At 65.9% G+C, this 14376-nt stretch carries 16 protein-coding genes; all 16 read left to right on the forward strand.

The genetic code is table 11. The annotated features are described in order from the left end of the window. Positions 1-80: 80 nt before the first annotated feature. On the forward strand, positions 81-134 hold the full coding sequence (locus ACE3TH_RS09095) for a hypothetical protein (RefSeq protein ID WP_366465554.1): 54 nt from the start codon (positions 81-83) through the stop codon (positions 132-134). Next, positions 131-394 (forward strand): flagellar biosynthesis protein FliQ, encoded by a 264-nt coding sequence (gene fliQ / locus ACE3TH_RS09100; RefSeq protein WP_292170759.1) that lies wholly within the window; start codon positions 131-133, stop codon positions 392-394. Before ACE3TH_RS09095 ends, fliQ begins: the two co-directional genes overlap by 4 nt. Next, positions 394-1164, forward strand: a complete 771-nt coding sequence (fliR, locus tag ACE3TH_RS09105; protein ID WP_374599398.1) for a flagellar biosynthetic protein FliR — start codon at positions 394-396, stop codon at positions 1162-1164. The genes fliQ and fliR overlap by 1 nt, the downstream gene beginning before the upstream one ends. Next, on the forward strand, positions 1157-2227 hold the full coding sequence (gene flhB / locus ACE3TH_RS09110) for a flagellar biosynthesis protein FlhB (RefSeq protein WP_374599400.1): 1071 nt from the start codon (positions 1157-1159) through the stop codon (positions 2225-2227). Before fliR ends, flhB begins: the two co-directional genes overlap by 8 nt. Before the next feature lie 107 nt (positions 2228-2334). Next, positions 2335-3972, forward strand: coding sequence for a flagellar basal-body MS-ring/collar protein FliF (gene fliF, locus ACE3TH_RS09115; RefSeq protein WP_374599402.1), 1638 nt, complete (start codon positions 2335-2337; stop codon positions 3970-3972). Further along, a complete protein-coding gene (fliG, locus tag ACE3TH_RS09120; protein ID WP_374599404.1) occupies positions 3972-5009 on the forward strand; it encodes a flagellar motor switch protein FliG in 1038 nt (345 codons plus the stop codon). The genes fliF and fliG overlap by 1 nt, the downstream gene beginning before the upstream one ends. 1 nt (position 5010) lies before the next feature. Beyond that, the gene (locus ACE3TH_RS09125; protein ID WP_374599406.1) at positions 5011-5679 is read left to right on the forward strand and encodes a flagellar assembly protein FlbE; all 669 of its coding nucleotides are present in this window, start codon (positions 5011-5013) and stop codon (positions 5677-5679) included. Next, positions 5680-6012 (forward strand): flagellar motor switch protein FliN, encoded by a 333-nt coding sequence (gene fliN, locus ACE3TH_RS09130; RefSeq protein WP_296167242.1) that lies wholly within the window; start codon positions 5680-5682, stop codon positions 6010-6012. A gap of 61 nt (positions 6013-6073) precedes the next feature. Then, complete coding sequence (locus ACE3TH_RS09135) at positions 6074-7468, forward strand: sigma 54-interacting transcriptional regulator (protein ID WP_374599408.1); 1395 nt, start codon at positions 6074-6076, stop codon at positions 7466-7468. Positions 7469-7484: 16 nt separating this feature from the next. Next, positions 7485-8396: a class A beta-lactamase gene (gene bla, locus ACE3TH_RS09140; RefSeq protein WP_374599410.1), complete on the forward strand. Its 912-nt coding sequence runs from the start codon at positions 7485-7487 to the stop codon at positions 8394-8396. Further along, positions 8393-10513 carry a flagellar biosynthesis protein FlhA gene (gene flhA, locus ACE3TH_RS09145; RefSeq protein WP_374599412.1) on the forward strand — a complete coding sequence of 707 codons (2121 nt, stop codon included), beginning with the start codon at positions 8393-8395 and terminating at the stop codon, positions 10511-10513. Before bla ends, flhA begins: the two co-directional genes overlap by 4 nt. A 69-nt stretch (positions 10514-10582) precedes the next feature. Continuing rightward, positions 10583-12112 carry a CHASE3 domain-containing protein gene (locus ACE3TH_RS09150; protein WP_374599414.1) on the forward strand — a complete coding sequence of 510 codons (1530 nt, stop codon included), beginning with the start codon at positions 10583-10585 and terminating at the stop codon, positions 12110-12112. Then, a complete protein-coding gene (locus ACE3TH_RS09155; protein WP_374599416.1) occupies positions 12109-12534 on the forward strand; it encodes a response regulator in 426 nt (141 codons plus the stop codon). Before ACE3TH_RS09150 ends, ACE3TH_RS09155 begins: the two co-directional genes overlap by 4 nt. A gap of 8 nt (positions 12535-12542) precedes the next feature. Beyond that, entirely contained in the window at positions 12543-13586 is a 1044-nt protein-coding gene (locus ACE3TH_RS09160) for a sensor histidine kinase (RefSeq protein ID WP_374599418.1), read from the forward strand. A gap of 2 nt (positions 13587-13588) precedes the next feature. Then, positions 13589-14041: an NUDIX domain-containing protein gene (locus ACE3TH_RS09165; protein ID WP_374599420.1), complete on the forward strand. Its 453-nt coding sequence runs from the start codon at positions 13589-13591 to the stop codon at positions 14039-14041. 107 nt (positions 14042-14148) lie between these two features. Further along, positions 14149-14322 carry a CsbD family protein gene (locus ACE3TH_RS09170; RefSeq protein WP_292170729.1) on the forward strand — a complete coding sequence of 58 codons (174 nt, stop codon included), beginning with the start codon at positions 14149-14151 and terminating at the stop codon, positions 14320-14322. Positions 14323-14376 lie beyond the last annotated feature (54 nt).

The following is a 14376-nucleotide window of genomic DNA, read 5'->3' on the forward strand; positions in this document are numbered from 1 at the left end:
CCCGGGCGGCGCAAGGTGCGGGCCAGTCCATGCGATATCGCTAACGCCGCATTAACCATGGACCCGGCATTCCTTGCCCAGTGCGGGGCCGCTTCGGCGGATGTCCCGGCGCGTGTTTGTGGAGCGTAGGATGAACGGGGCGGAAGTTCTGGATGTGGGGCGCGATGCCCTGTGGCTGACGATCCAGCTGTGCGCGCCCGTGCTGCTGGTCGGCCTGGTGGTCGGCGTGGTCATCGGCCTGGTCCAGGCCCTGACCCAGATCCAGGAACAGACCCTGATCTATGCGCCCAAGATCATTGCTATCTTCGTCTCCCTGCTGCTGTTCTTGCCGTTGATGGGCGCGCTGCTGGGCGGCTTCATGCGCACCATCGCCGTGCGCATCGCCGGGATGTAGTGGAGCCCTACGCCACATCGGACCAGGTCTGGCAGGGCGCGCTGATCTTTGCACGGATCGGCGCGGTCCTGCTGATGATGCCGGGCATCGGGGAATCCTATGTGCCGCCGCGCATCCGCCTGTCGCTGGCCCTGGTCGTCACCCTGTGCCTGTGGCCGGTGGTGTCTGGCAGCCTGCCGGCCCTGCCGACCAGCCTGGGGGCCACCGTCGGCTGGATGCTGCGCGAGGTGCTGGTGGGGCTGGCGATCGGGACCATGCTGCGCATCTTCCTGACGTCCCTTTCCACGGCGGGGGAGGTGGTGTCGCTGCAGACCACGCTCAGCTTCGCCCAGACCGCCAACCCCTTGCAGGCCCAGCCGGGCACGACGATCTCGGCCTTTTTGCTGCTGCTGGGCACGACCTTGGTGTTTGCCACCAATACCCATCACCTGTTCATCGCCGGACTAGTGGGGTCCTACCGGCTGATCGCCCCGGTCCAGCCGCTGGCGACCGGCGACTTCGCCACCCTGGCGGTGCGGACCCTGGGTGAGAGCTTTCTGCTAGGCGTGCAGCTGGCTGCGCCGGTCATGGTCTTTGCCCTGATCTTCAACCTGGCGTCCGGCCTGGTCGGGCGGGTTATGCCCCAGTTCCAGGTCTTCTTTGCCGCGGCCCCGCTCAGCATCATCCTGGGGCTGTCCGTCTTCGCCTTGAGCCTGGGGGTGGTGGGCACGATCTTCATCGATCGCTACCGCGCCCTGGCCGGACAGTTCACGGGAGGCGCCAGTGGCTGAAGGCGCCGATCCCGAGTCCAAGACAGAAGACGCCACCCCACGAAAACTTGAGGAGGCGCGCAAGAAGGGGGATGTCGCCAAGTCCCCCGATGTCGCCTCCGCCCTGTCTCTGGCCGGTGCCGCCGCCGTCATCCTGATGGCCGGGGGCTGGTTTGCCACCTCCATGGCCGAGCAGCTTCTGCCCTTCATCGCCGCGCCCCACACCATGATGGGCGGGCTGGAGGCGGGGGCGGGCGTGGAGATCGGCGGCATCGCCCTGTGGGCCATCACCCCCTTCATGGGCGCGGTCATGCTGGCCACCATCCTGGGCGGGGTCGGCGGCAACCTGGCCCAGTCCGGTATCCTGTTCACGGGCGAGAAGCTGAAGCCCGACTGGTCCAAGGTGAACCCCTTGGCCGGGTTCAAGCGCATCTTCGGCCCCGACGGCCTGGTCCAGTTCGTCAAGACCTTCCTCAAGCTGCTGGCCGTCTGCGTGGTCTGCTGGATGGTGCTCAAACCCCACGCCAATGAGCTGGCGAACATGGCCGCCATGTCGCCGGCGATGATCCTGCCGTTCACGCGTGATCTGGCGATCAGCCTGATGGTGGCGACCCTGGTCTTTCTGGGCCTGTCCGCCGGCATGGACTTTCTCTGGCAGAAGTACCGCTTCGCTGAGCGGATGAAGATGACCAAGGAGGAACTGAAGGAGGACTTCAAACAGTCCGAAGGCGACCCCCACATCAAGGCCAAGCTGAAGCAGATCCGGGCCCAGCGCAGCCGTCAGCGCATGATGCAGGCGGTGCCCACCGCCACCGTCATCGTCACCAACCCGACCCACTATTCGGTCGCCCTGCGTTACGAGGCGGGCGACGCGGCACCGGTCTGCGTCGCCAAGGGCGTGGACGCCGTCGCCCTGCGCATCCGCGAGGTCGCGCGCGAACACGCCGTGCCGATCGTCGAGAACGTGCCTCTTGCCCGCGCCCTCTATGCCGCCGTGGACGTGGACGAAACCATCCCGCGCGAGCATTTCGAAGCGGCCGCCAAGGTCATCGGCTTCGTCATGAACAGGCGCAAGAAACGCTGATCGTAACGAAACTTAACTCCCCGTTTACCACGCAGGCGGCAGTTTCTGCCTAGCGACCTGTCTGGTTCGTGCGTCGGGGTGGGCCCGTTTTAACTTAGGCGGTTTGAGTGGGCGGCTTTTCGTCGGCATTGCAGAGGTTCGGGGTCGGCAAGCTGGCCGTGCTGCTGGGCGTCGGTGCCGGCGTCGCGGTCGCGTTGGTCTATCTGATGATGCGCGTGGGCCAGGCTCCCGACGCGCTGCTGTATTCCAACCTCGACCTGCGCGAAGCCTCGGAAATCACGACGGCGCTGGACAGTGCGGGGATCAAGTACTCCTCGCGCGGCGACGGCTCGACCATCTTCGTCAGCCGCGATCAGGTCGGTGAGGCCCGCATGCTGGTGGCCGGCAAGGGTCTGGTGACCTCCGGCAGCGTCGGCTACGAAATATTCGACGATCAGTCGGTCCTGGGCCAGACCGAGTTCCAGCAGAACCTCAACGAAAAGCGCGCGCTGGAAGGCGAGCTGGCACGCACGATCATGAGCCTGCGCGGCATCACCTCGGCCCGCGTCATGATCGCCCTGCCGCCGCGTCAGCTGTTCCAGGCCTCGACGGCAGAGCCCACCGCCTCGGTGGTCGTGGGCGTGACGGGCGGCCAGCTGTCCGGGGCCCAGGTTCAGGCCATACGCAACGTCGTGGCCTCCTCGGTCACCAATATGAAGCCCGAGCGGGTCACTCTGACTGACACCTCCAACCGCACCCTCGCGGCCGGCGCCGATGACGCGGGCTTCAGCGCCGCCTCCGCCGAAGAAGCCAAGAGTTCGACCGAGGCCCAGCTTCAGGCCCGCATCAAGGACATTGTCGAGGGTGTCGTCGGCGTGGGTGCCGCCCGCGTCCAGGTCACCGCCGACATCGATCACAGCCGATCGACCACCCAGCAGCAGGTCTACGACCCCGACGGCCAGGTCGTTCGCTCGACCTCGACCAACGGCTCCGAGAGCCAGGACACGACCGGTCAGGCCGACGGCGGCGCGACCGCGACCAACAACATCCCCGGCGGTCAGGCCCCGAACGTGACGCCGATCGGCTCGCGCGACACCCAGAACACCGAGACGACCAACTACGAAATCTCCAACACCACTACCACGACGGTGAAAGAGGCTGGCGAGGTCAAGAAGCTGGCTGTGGCCGTGGCCGTCGACGGCAAATACACGCCCCCCGCCAGCGGCGACGGCGAGCCGACCTACACGCCTGTGTCCGAAGAGGATCGCGCCAAGATCGAGGCCCTGGTCAAGGCGGCGGTAGGCTTCAATGCCGACCGTGGCGACATCGTCCAGGTGACGGCCGTCCGTTTCAACCGCGACACGGCGACGGTCGGCGGCGAGGAGGCGGGCTCCTCGCTGTTCAACTTCACCAAGGACGACATCATGCGCGGTGTCGAGTTGCTGGTGCTGCTGATCACGGGTTTGCTGCTGATCTTCTTCGTCCTGCGTCCGCTGTTGAAGACAGCGACGGGCGCTGGAGCGGGTGCGCCGCAGCTTGCGGGGGCCGGAGGCGTGCCGGTGACCAGCCTGCAGACCTCCATCGTGAACGGGGCCGCCGATCCGGCCCAGCAGTTCCTGCCGCGCTCCGAGATGGACGACCGGCTCGACATCGCCCGTATCGAGGGTCAGGTGAAGGCGTCCTCGATCAAGAAGGTCGCCGAGTTCGTGGAGAAGCATCCGGAGGAATCGACCTCCATCCTGCGCTCCTGGGTGCATGAAGGCTGATGGCGGCCCGGCTGGTCAACAAGAAGCCTGTGGTCGAGGACGCCAGGAAGCTGACGGGGCCTGAAAAGGCCGCTGTCATCCTGCTGTCGCTGGGCGAAGACCATACCCGCCTGTGGCAGAGCCTCGACGATGATGAGATCAAGGAGATCTCCCAGGCCATGGCCGGTCTGGGCACCGTCACGGCCACAGTTGTCGAAGAGCTGCTGATCGAGTTCGTCGCAGGCATGAGCGGCTCGGGTGCCGTCATGGGCAGTTTCGAACAGACGCAGAAGTTGCTCTCATCCTTCATGCCGGGTGACCGCGTAGAAGGCCTGATGGAGGAAATCCGCGGTCCCGCCGGTCGGACCATGTGGGACAAGTTGGGCAATGTGAACGAGGCGGTCCTCGCCAACTATCTGAAGAACGAATACCCCCAGACGGTCGCCGTCGTCCTGTCCAAGATCAAGCCGGACCATGCCGCACGGGTCCTGACCAGCCTGCCCGAGGACTTCGCTCTGGAATGCGTCCAGCGGATGCTGCGCATGGAGCCGGTGCAGCGCGAAATCCTGGACAAGATCGAACAGACCCTGCGCAACGAATTCATGTCCAACCTGGCGCGCACCTCCAAGCGCGACAGCCACGAGATGATGGCCGACATCTTCAACAGCTTCGACCGCCAGACCGAGGCGCGCTTTATCGGCGCGCTGGAGGAACGCAACCGTGAGGCGGCCGAGCGTATCCGCGCCCTGATGTTCGTGTTCGAAGACCTGTCCAAGCTGGACCCCGGCGGCGTCCAGACCCTTCTGCGAGCTGTGGAGAAGGATTCGCTCGGTCTGGCGCTGAAGGGGGCGTCGGAAAGCCTGCGCGAAATGTTCTTCTCCAACATGTCAGAGCGCGCCGCCAAGATCATGCGCGAGGACATGGAATCGATGGGGCCGGTCCGTCTGAAGGATGTCGACAACGCCCAGATGGCCATGGTCCAGGTGGCCAAGGACCTGGCGGCCAAGGGCGACATCATGCTGGTCGGCCAGGGCGGCGACGACGAGTTGATCTACTGACATGACTGCTCAGCCCCTCAGCACTCCATTCGTCTTCGACACCGAGTTCGACTCGCTGGGCGACGTCGTGCGCGCCTCCTCCTATCGCCCGGCCAAGCGTGCCTGGACGGCCGCCGAGGTCGAGGCCCTCGTGGCGCAGGCGCGCGCCGAGGCCCGCCAGACCGCAATGGACGAGATAGAGAGCCTGCAGGCCATGGCCCTGTCCACCATCGGCCAGGCGCTGGCGGCCTCGGCACCGGCCTTGACACAGGTGGCCCAGACGCATCGCGAGCAGTCCGTGGCTCTGGCGATGGCGGCGGCACGCGTCGTTTGTGCCTCGGCGCTGGATCGCTATCCTGCCGGTCCGATCCAGGCCGCGCTGGAAGCCCTGGGGCAGGAGATCGACGCCTCGCCGCGCCTGGTCATCCGCGCCAGCGACCTGACCGACCAGACCCGTGCCCGGATCGAACAGCTGTGCGCCGATGCGGGCTTTTCCGGCGTGGTCGCCTTCCGTGACGAGCCGGGCATGGCCCCCGCCGCCTTTCAGCTGGAATGGGCCGACGGCCGGGCGGAGTTCGACGTCGACGCCACTTTCGCGCGCATGACCGAGGCCCTGAACTCGGCGCTCGCCGCCGATGCGGGCCATGCCGACATCCTGATCCCCGACACCTCAGCGGAAGGGAGGCCCTAGATGGCATCCGACACCATGGCTCTGGAGGAGTTTGGCGACTCCACCGCGATCACCGTCGCCGACGACGCGACGGACAAGACGGCCCATGACCTGGCTCCGGTCTTCGACGTTCCGGTCAATATTTCGGCGGTTCTGGGCAAGGCGCACATGACGGTGGCGCAGCTTCTCAAGCTCAATCGCGGCTCGGTGCTGGAGCTCGATCGCAAGGTCGGCGAGGCCATCGACATCTTCGTTAACAACCGGTTGGTCGCGCGCGGCGAGGTCGTGGTGGTCGAGGATCGTCTGGGCGTGACCATGACGGAAATCATCAAGGTTGAAGACAGCAACGCCTGACGGCGTTGAACCCCGGCCCTGTACACGGGCCATCGTGCGTTGGATGTGAAGGAGAAGACCCATGCGGCTTCTGGTGGTTGGCAGGCTCAGCGGACAGCTGGCGACGGCGGTGAAGATGGCCATGGCACACGGGGCCAAGGTCAGCCACGTCGAACGCGGCGACCAGGCGACCGAGCAGCTGCGTCGCGGCCAGGGGGCGGACCTTCTGATGGTCGACTATCGCGTCGACATCGCCGCGCTTATCGCCGCCAACGAGAATGAGCGGATCCATGTGCCGGTCGTGGCCTGCGGCGTCGATGCCGACGCGAAGGAAGCGGCCGATGCGATCCGCGCGGGCGCCAAGGAGTTCATCCCCCTGCCACCGGATGCGGAGCTGATCGCGGCCGTCCTGTCCGCCGTGGCCGACGACGACCGGCCCCTGATTTCCGCCGATCCGGCGATGAAGGCGGTCATCGGCCTGGCCGATCAGGTCGCGCGTTCCGAAGCCAGCATCCTGATCACCGGCGAAAGCGGCGTCGGCAAGGAAGTCATGGCGCGCTACATGCACGTCAACTCCCGACGCGCCGACAAGCCGTTCATCAGCGTCAACTGCGCCGCAATCCCCGACAATCTGCTGGAATCCGAACTGTTCGGGCACGAGAAGGGGGCCTTCACCGGTGCCATGGCCCGCCGCATCGGCAAGTTCGAGGAGGCCGACGGCGGCACCCTTCTGCTGGACGAAATCTCCGAGATGGACGTCCGCCTCCAGGCCAAGCTGCTGCGCGCCATTCAGGAGCGGGTGATCGACCGTGTCGGTGGCACCAAGCCGGTGCCCGTCAACATCCGCATCATCGCCACTTCCAACCGCGACCTGGCCAAGTCGGTGGCCGAGGGCAGCTTCCGCGAGGACCTGCTTTATCGCCTGAACGTCGTGAACCTGCGCCTGCCTGCCCTGCGTGAGCGTCCGGGCGACATCGCCGTTCTGGCCGACCATTTCGTCAAGAAATACGCCGCCGCCAACGGCGTGCCGGTGCGTCCGGTCTCCGCCGAGGCCCGTCGCGCCTTGGTCTCGCACCGCTGGAACGGCAATGTGCGCGAGCTGGAAAACGCCATGCACCGCGCCGTGCTGCTGGCGGTCGGACCCGAGATCGACGTCGATGCCATCCGCCTGCCGGACGGCCAGCCGCTGAGCGCCGGCGCACATGGCGCGGCCCCGGATGCGGGCTTTGCCGGACGTGCGGCCCAGGTCGCCGACACCGTCACTCGCGCCCATGTCGGCCAGACGGTGGCGCAGATGGAGAAGACGCTGATCCTTGACACCCTGTCACACTGTCTGGGCAATCGAACCCATGCCGCGACCATTCTGGGTATCTCGATCCGCACCCTGCGCAACAAGCTGAACGAATATGCCGACGAGGGCACCAGCATACCCGCGCCCCAGTCCGGCATCGCCGCCGGCGGCTACGCGGCGGCCTGATCCGATGACCTCTTCGATGGACCGCAGAAGCGTCCTGACCGGCCTGAGCGCGCTGGGCGTCATGGGCTGTGCGCAAGCACCAGCGACGCCGCTTGCGCCGCAGGATCAGCCAGTGCCCCCGGCCGTGGCGATGCAGCCCATCGATTTGTCGGCTCTCGAGCGTCATAACGGCGGACGACTGGGCTATGTGGCTGTCGATGCCGGCACTGGCCGCAGCCTGGGCTGGCGTGGCGACGAGCGGTTCGTCTACTGCTCGACCTTCAAGATGTATTTGGCCGCCGCCATCCTGATGCGGGTGCAAGCGGGTCAGGAGCGGTTGGATCGCGCCATCCCGATCAACTCCGCTGACATGGTCAGCCACGCGCCGGTCACTGAACCCGCCATTGGCAGTAGCTTGACGGTCGAGCAACTGATGAAGGGGACGGTCGAGGTCAGCGACAACCCGGCCGCCAATATTCTGCTGAAAGCCATGGGCGGCATGGAGCCCATGCAGGCCTTCTATCGCAGCCTCGGCGACACCAGCACGCGGGCCGACCGGTTCGAACCCGAGATGAACCGTCTGGACGGCGACAAGGACACAATCACGCCGGCCCAGTCGGTGGCGAACATGCAGCGGCTGTTCCTCGACCCGGCTACCCCCCTGACAGCAGAGTCGCAGACACGACTGCTGCGCTGGATGACCGACACTCCGTCCGGCATGGACCGACTGAAGGGCGGCGTTCCCTCCGGCTGGCGCGTGGCGCACAAGACGGGCACGGGCGGCTATGGTCCGACCAATGACATCGGCCTGATCTATCCGCCCAACGGCAAACCCATTGTGGTCGCGGCCTACTACCACGCCACGCCTGAGACCTCCAACGCCCAGAACGCCGCCGTGATCGCAGAGGCGACCCGGATGGCCCTGAGCGCGCTGGGCCACACCGCATGACGGACGTCCCTGCCTCCAATGGCATGATGAAGGACGGCATGGCCCGGCCGACCGGCAAGGACATGCTGGGCTGGGTCGCGCGGGGCGAGGTCGGCATGGCGGTTGGCGTCATCGGCGTCATCCTGCTGCTGATCCTGCCGGTGCCGAAGTTCCTGTTGGACCTACTGCTGGCGATCTCGCTCGTCTCGTCCGTGCTGATCCTGATGACGGCCGTGATGATGAAGCGGCCGCTGGACTTCGCCATCTTCCCGACGGTGCTGCTGGTCTCGACCCTGTTCCGCCTGGGCCTGAACCTGGCCTCGACCCGGCTGGTCCTGACCCACGGGCACGAGGGGCACGGCTCGGCCGGTCAGGTGATCCAGGCTTTCGGGGCCCTGATGATGGGCGGCAGCTTCATCATCGGCATCATCATCTTCGCCATTATCCTGGTGGTGAACTTCGTCGTCATCACCAAGGGCTCGACCCGGATCGCCGAGGTCTCGGCCCGCTTTACCCTGGACTCCATGCCGGGCAAGCAGATGGCCATCGACGCGGACCTGTCCAGCGGCCTGATCGACGAGGAGACGGCCAAGCTGCGCCGCAAGGAGCTGGAGCAGGAATCGACCTTCTTCGGGGCCATGGACGGTGCGTCCAAATTTGTGCGCGGCGATGCCGTCGCGGGCCTGATCATCGTCTTCATCAACGCCATCGGCGGCATTCTGATCGGCACCATCCAGCATGGCCTGCCGATCGGCGAGGCGGCCAATACCTATGTGTCGCTGACCGTCGGCGACGGTCTGGTGACCCAGGTCCCGGCCATCATTATCTCCATCGCCGCAGGCTTTCTGGTGTCCAAGGCGGGCGTCGAGGGCACGGCGGACAAGGCCCTGGTCCGGCAACTGGCCACCAACCCGGTCAGCCTGGGCGTCGTGGCCGCGGCCTCGGCCCTGATCGGGGTCATCCCCGGCATGCCGATCATCCCCTTCTTCGCCCTGGCCGCCGGGACCGGCTTCATGGCCTGGAAGCTGGGCCGCGATCGGCTGAAACCCAAACCCACCGAGGCCGAGCTCGCCGCCGCCACCGCCAAGCCCAAGGAGGACGTCGAGGAGCCTATCGGCACCGCCCTGACCATCGACGAGGTCAAAATCGAACTGGGCTACTCGCTTCTGTCGCTGATCAACGATCTGGAGGGGCGTCGCCTGACCGATCAGGTCAAGGCCCTGCGCCGCTCCCTGGCGCAGGAGTACGGCTTCGTCATGCCGTCGGTGCGCATTCTCGACAACATGCGGCTGGGCACCCAGTCCTATGCCATCCGCATCAAGGAGATGGAGGCCGGCACCGGCGAGGTGCGTCTGGGCTCGCTGATGGCCATGGACCCGGCGGGCCGTCAGGTCGAACTGCCCGGCGATCACACGCGCGAGCCCGCCTTCGGCCTGCCCGCCACCTGGATCGACGAGAGCCTGCGCGAAGAGGCGACGTTCCGGGGCTATACCATCGTCGATCCGTCGACGGTGCTGACGACCCACCTGACCGAAATCCTCAAGGAGAACATGGCCGACCTGCTCTCCTATGCGGAGGTGCAGAAGCTGCTGAAGGAGCTGGGTCCGGAGGAGAAGAAGCTGGTCGACGAGCTGATCCCCTCAGTCGTCACCGTCACCACCCTGCAACGCGTGCTCCAGTCGCTGCTGCGGGAAAAGGTTTCGATCCGCGATCTGGGGGCCATTCTGGAAGGCTTGGCCGAGGCGGCCCCGCACACCAGTTCGGTGACCACCCTGGTCGAACATGTGCGCGGGCGGCTCGCCCGTCAGCTGTGCTGGCAGCACAAGGGCGACGACGGGGCCCTGCCCATCGTCACTCTGTCGCCGGAATGGGAAGCCGCCTTTGCCGAGGCGCTGGTCGGGCAGGGCGAGGACAAGCAACTGGCCATGGCCCCGTCGCGGCTGCAGGACTTCATCCGCGCCGTCCGCGACGTCTTCGAGCGCGCCGCCATGTCGGGCGAAAGCGCCGTCCTCCTGACCGGGCCGCAGGTCCGGCCCTATGTCCGCTCCATCATCGAGCGTTTCCGCGGACAGACGGTGGTGATGAGCCAGAACGAGGTCCATCCGCGCGCCCGCCTGCGCACCATCGGCAGCGTTTGAAGCCTCACGGCCAAGCCTGTGTCGGCAACCCGACTGGACACGACGCCGCACCACGCTAAAGCTGTGCCGATGGCTCCCGCGTTCCGACCCAGACTTTCGGCCCTGAGCCAATTCCTGCGCACGCCCTCGGTGGGTCGCACGGTCGTGGCCCTGCTGTCGTTCGCCTTGATTCTGCTGCTGCTGGTCAATCTGACGGTCTTCGTGATGACCCGTCGGACGGCGGAGTTCAACGAAACGGTGGACCATGCCCAGCAGGCGCGGCTGGTGTCGCAGCAGGTTCTGAACCGACTGGTCGATGCCGAAACCGGCCAGCGCGGTTTCATGCTGACGGCTCAGCCCAGCTATCTGGCCATTCACGACGAGGCGATCGCCGCCCTGCCGGATCTGTTCAGCACCCTGTCCGGCCTGACCGTGGCCGATCCGGAACTGGCTCCCCGCGTGGAGCGTATCCGCGACCTGTCCGACCAGCGGCTGGGCGTGATGGAGCGCAGCATCACCCTGGCGCGAACCGGGCGGATCGGCGAGGCCGTGTCCGTCGTGCGCGGCGGCGAGGGCAAAATCCTGATGGACCAGATGCGGGTCGAGATCGCTGCCATCGACAGGCTGCAGGACAGCCGTATCGAACGCCTGACACGCGAGTCCGAGGCCGCGGCCAACTTCACCCTGGCCATCAATGTTTTCGCCGGTCTGCTGATCCTGATCCTGGCCGGCATCGTGGGCTGGATCGTGCGCCGTTACTTGATGGACATGCGCGACGCCCAGATGGCTATGGATCGTCTGAATGCGGGGCTGGAAAACCAGGTCCGCGACCGCACCGCCGCCCTGTCGCGCGCCAACGACGAGATCCAGCGCTTCGCCTATATCGTCAGCCACGACCTGCGGGCCCCGCTGGTCAATGTCATGGGCTATACGTCGGAGCTGGAACAGGCAGGCAAGGTCATCGATCGCCAGATGACGGCGGTTGAGACCAAGGTTCCCGAGATCGTCGAAAAGGACGCCCTGGTCGCCGTGCGCGAGGACGTGCCGGAAGCCATCGGCTTCATCCGCGCCTCGACGGCCAAGATGGACCGGCTGATCAACGCCATCCTGAAGCTGTCGCGTGAGGGTCGTCGAACACCCGTGTCCGAAGCCTTGCCGATGACCGAAATCGTCCAGGCCATCGCCGACAGCGTCCGCCATCAGACCGACGCCGCCGATGCCGAAATCTTGGTCGAGGACCTGCCATCCATTCAGAGCGACCGCCTGTCGATCGAGCAGATCTTCGGCAATCTGGTCGATAACGCCGTGAAATATCTGGAGCCGACGCGGCCAGGCCGGATCGTCGTGTCTGGCGAAGAGGCTGGCGACGAGGTGATCTATCGCGTCGCCGACAACGGGCGCGGCGTGTCCGACCGCGACCACGAGCGCATCTTCGAGCTGTTCCGCCGGTCCGGAAAGCAGGATCGACCGGGCGAGGGCCTGGGTCTGGCCTTCGTCCGCAACAGCGTGCGCCGCCTCGGCGGCACCATCGATCTGGAGTCGGAACTGGGCAAAGGCTCGACTTTCGTGCTGAAATTCCCCAAACGCCTCGTCCTTTCGGAAACCGGAGACCTGTCATGAGCAGCGCAGTCAAGATCGTCATGGTCGAGGACGACCACGGCCACGCCCGGCTGATCGAAAAAAACATCCGTCGCGCCAACATCTCCAACGAGATCGTCCACTTCGACGCGGGCGGCGCGGCCCTCGAATATCTGTTCAGCGAGGAGGTGCGGGCCAATGGCCCCATGCTGATCCTGCTGGACCTGAACCTGCCGGACATGTCGGGCACCGACATTCTGGCGCGGGTCAAGGGCGACGACCGCCTGCGCCGCGCGCCGGTCGTCGTGCTCACGACCACGGACGACAAGGTCGAGATCCAGCGCTGCTACGATTTGGGCTGCAACGTCTACATCACCAAGCCGGTGGATTATGAAAGCTTCGCCGACGCCATCCGTCAGCTGGGCCTGTTTCTGTCGGTGATGCAGTCGCCGGACATCGAGTAGCCGCCCCCTTGCCCAATAACGGTCAGCCCATCCGCCTGCTCTACATCGACGACGACCGCGGCCTGTCGCGGCTGGTCGAGAAAGAGTTCGGCCGCCACAACTATATCGTGACCTGCGCGGCCGACGGCGACGCGGGGCTGGAGCGGCTGCGCGCGAGCGAGGCCTTCGATGTGTGCGCTCTGGACCACTATATGCCGGGCCGCGACGGGCTGGACGTGCTGCCGGACATCCTGGCGCTGGAGGCTCCGCCGCCGGTCGTCTACGTCACCGGGGCCCAGGACGGGCGCATCGCCGTGGCCGCGCTGAGGGCCGGGGCGGCCGACTATGTCATCAAGGACGTGTCGGAGGACTTTACCGCGTTGCTGCGCAATGCGGTTGAGGATGCCGTTCGCCGTCGTCGTCTGCAGCGCGAGAATCTGGAGGCCCAGGAGCAGGTGCGCCTGGCACGCGACCGCGCCGAAGCCATGCTGCACGAGGTCAATCACCGCGTCGGCAACTCGCTGCAACTGGTGTCCAGCTTCATGTCACTGCAGCTGCGCCACATGGTCGATGAGGGCGCACGGGCGGCGCTCAAGGAGGCGCAGGCCCGCATCGAGGCGGTCGCCCATGTGCACCGGCGGCTCTATACGTCCGGCGATCTGTCGTCCGTGGCCATGGACGAATATCTGGAAGGCCTGATCGACGAATTGGGCAAGTCGCTGGGTCCGGACGACGGCTCGCCGAATCTGGTGCTGGACGCGGCCCCCATGCGGGTAACCACCGATCAGGCCGTGTCGCTGGGGGTGGTGGTCACCGAACTGGTCACCAACGCCGTGAAATACGCTTATGGGCCCGGCCAGGCTGGCGAAATCCGCATCATCCTCAAGCCCGACGGAGAGGGTCGCGCCCTGCTGACCGTAGAGGACGACGGGCCCGGTCTGGGTGACGGCAAGCCCAAGGGCACGGGTCTGGGTGGCAAGATCGTCTCGGCCATGGCGTCGGGCCTGCGCTCGGCCATCGAGTTCGACGGCGCCCATAACGGCGTGCGGGCCCGCCTGGCCTTCGATCTCTGACCATGGGCGTCGCCCTGCAATTCGGTCAGGCTGGGCCGGGCGTGGATTACCTGTGGCGGCCCACGGCGTTCGGGCTGGTGGTCCATGACGGCAGGCTGGCCTGCGTTCGCGTAGATCGGGGGGAAGCCAGCTATTTTGACCTGCCCGGCGGCGCCGTAGATGGCGACGAGACTGAAGAACAGGCCCTGGTTCGCGAGTTCGTCGAGGAGACGGGCATGACGATCCGTCCGGTAACGCGGATCGTGGCGGCCGGCCAGTTCTTCCTGAAAACCGATGGTGCGCCGATCAACAACGTCGGCGGCTTCTGGATCGCCGAACAGGTTTCGCTTGACCCGGCGTCCAAGGTCGAGGCGGATCATGAACTGGTCTGGCTTGATCCGCATCAGGCCCTGGTTGCCCTGCGGCACCAGGCCCACGCCTGGGCCGTGGCGGTCTGGCTGCGACAAACCGACTAGGCCAGACCCTCGTGGTTTCGCAGTTTTGGCGGAACCTGATGCCAGCCGAAGGGTTCATTGATCATCGCGATGCCGCAACGGTGTCCTTTTGAATCAAGGAGTTAGTCATGGCTGATCAAGATCAATTCAAGGGTGCCGCCAAGGAAGTCGGCGGCAGCATCAAGGAAGGTCTCGGCAAGATGACCGGCAACGAGCGTCTCGAAGCCGAAGGCAAGGCCGACAAGATGGAAGGCCAGGTCCAGAAAAAGGTCGGCGATGTAAAATCGGACCTGAAGTCCTAAAACCCTCTACCTCGTGATGTCGAAGGCGCCGCCCGCTCCCCTCGGGCGGCGTTT

The sequence above is a fragment of the Brevundimonas sp. genome (assembly GCF_041919755.1).
In the GTDB taxonomy this organism is placed as follows: domain Bacteria; phylum Pseudomonadota; class Alphaproteobacteria; order Caulobacterales; family Caulobacteraceae; genus Brevundimonas.

Coding starts and splice junctions, on each gene's coding strand:
- fliQ (WP_292170759.1), top strand. CDS start 131: ATGAACGGGGCGGAAGTTCTGGATGTGGGGCGCGATGCCCTGTGGCTG.
- fliG (WP_374599404.1), top strand. CDS start 3,972: ATGGCGGCCCGGCTGGTCAACAAGAAGCCTGTGGTCGAGGACGCCAGG.
- ACE3TH_RS09125 (WP_374599406.1), top strand. CDS start 5,011: ATGACTGCTCAGCCCCTCAGCACTCCATTCGTCTTCGACACCGAGTTC.
- fliN (WP_296167242.1), top strand. CDS start 5,680: ATGGCATCCGACACCATGGCTCTGGAGGAGTTTGGCGACTCCACCGCG.
- ACE3TH_RS09135 (WP_374599408.1), top strand. CDS start 6,074: ATGCGGCTTCTGGTGGTTGGCAGGCTCAGCGGACAGCTGGCGACGGCG.
- bla (WP_374599410.1), top strand. CDS start 7,485: ATGGACCGCAGAAGCGTCCTGACCGGCCTGAGCGCGCTGGGCGTCATG.
- flhA (WP_374599412.1), top strand. CDS start 8,393: ATGACGGACGTCCCTGCCTCCAATGGCATGATGAAGGACGGCATGGCC.
- ACE3TH_RS09150 (WP_374599414.1), top strand. CDS start 10,583: ATGGCTCCCGCGTTCCGACCCAGACTTTCGGCCCTGAGCCAATTCCTG.
- ACE3TH_RS09155 (WP_374599416.1), top strand. CDS start 12,109: ATGAGCAGCGCAGTCAAGATCGTCATGGTCGAGGACGACCACGGCCAC.
- ACE3TH_RS09165 (WP_374599420.1), top strand. CDS start 13,589: ATGGGCGTCGCCCTGCAATTCGGTCAGGCTGGGCCGGGCGTGGATTAC.
- ACE3TH_RS09170 (WP_292170729.1), top strand. CDS start 14,149: ATGGCTGATCAAGATCAATTCAAGGGTGCCGCCAAGGAAGTCGGCGGC.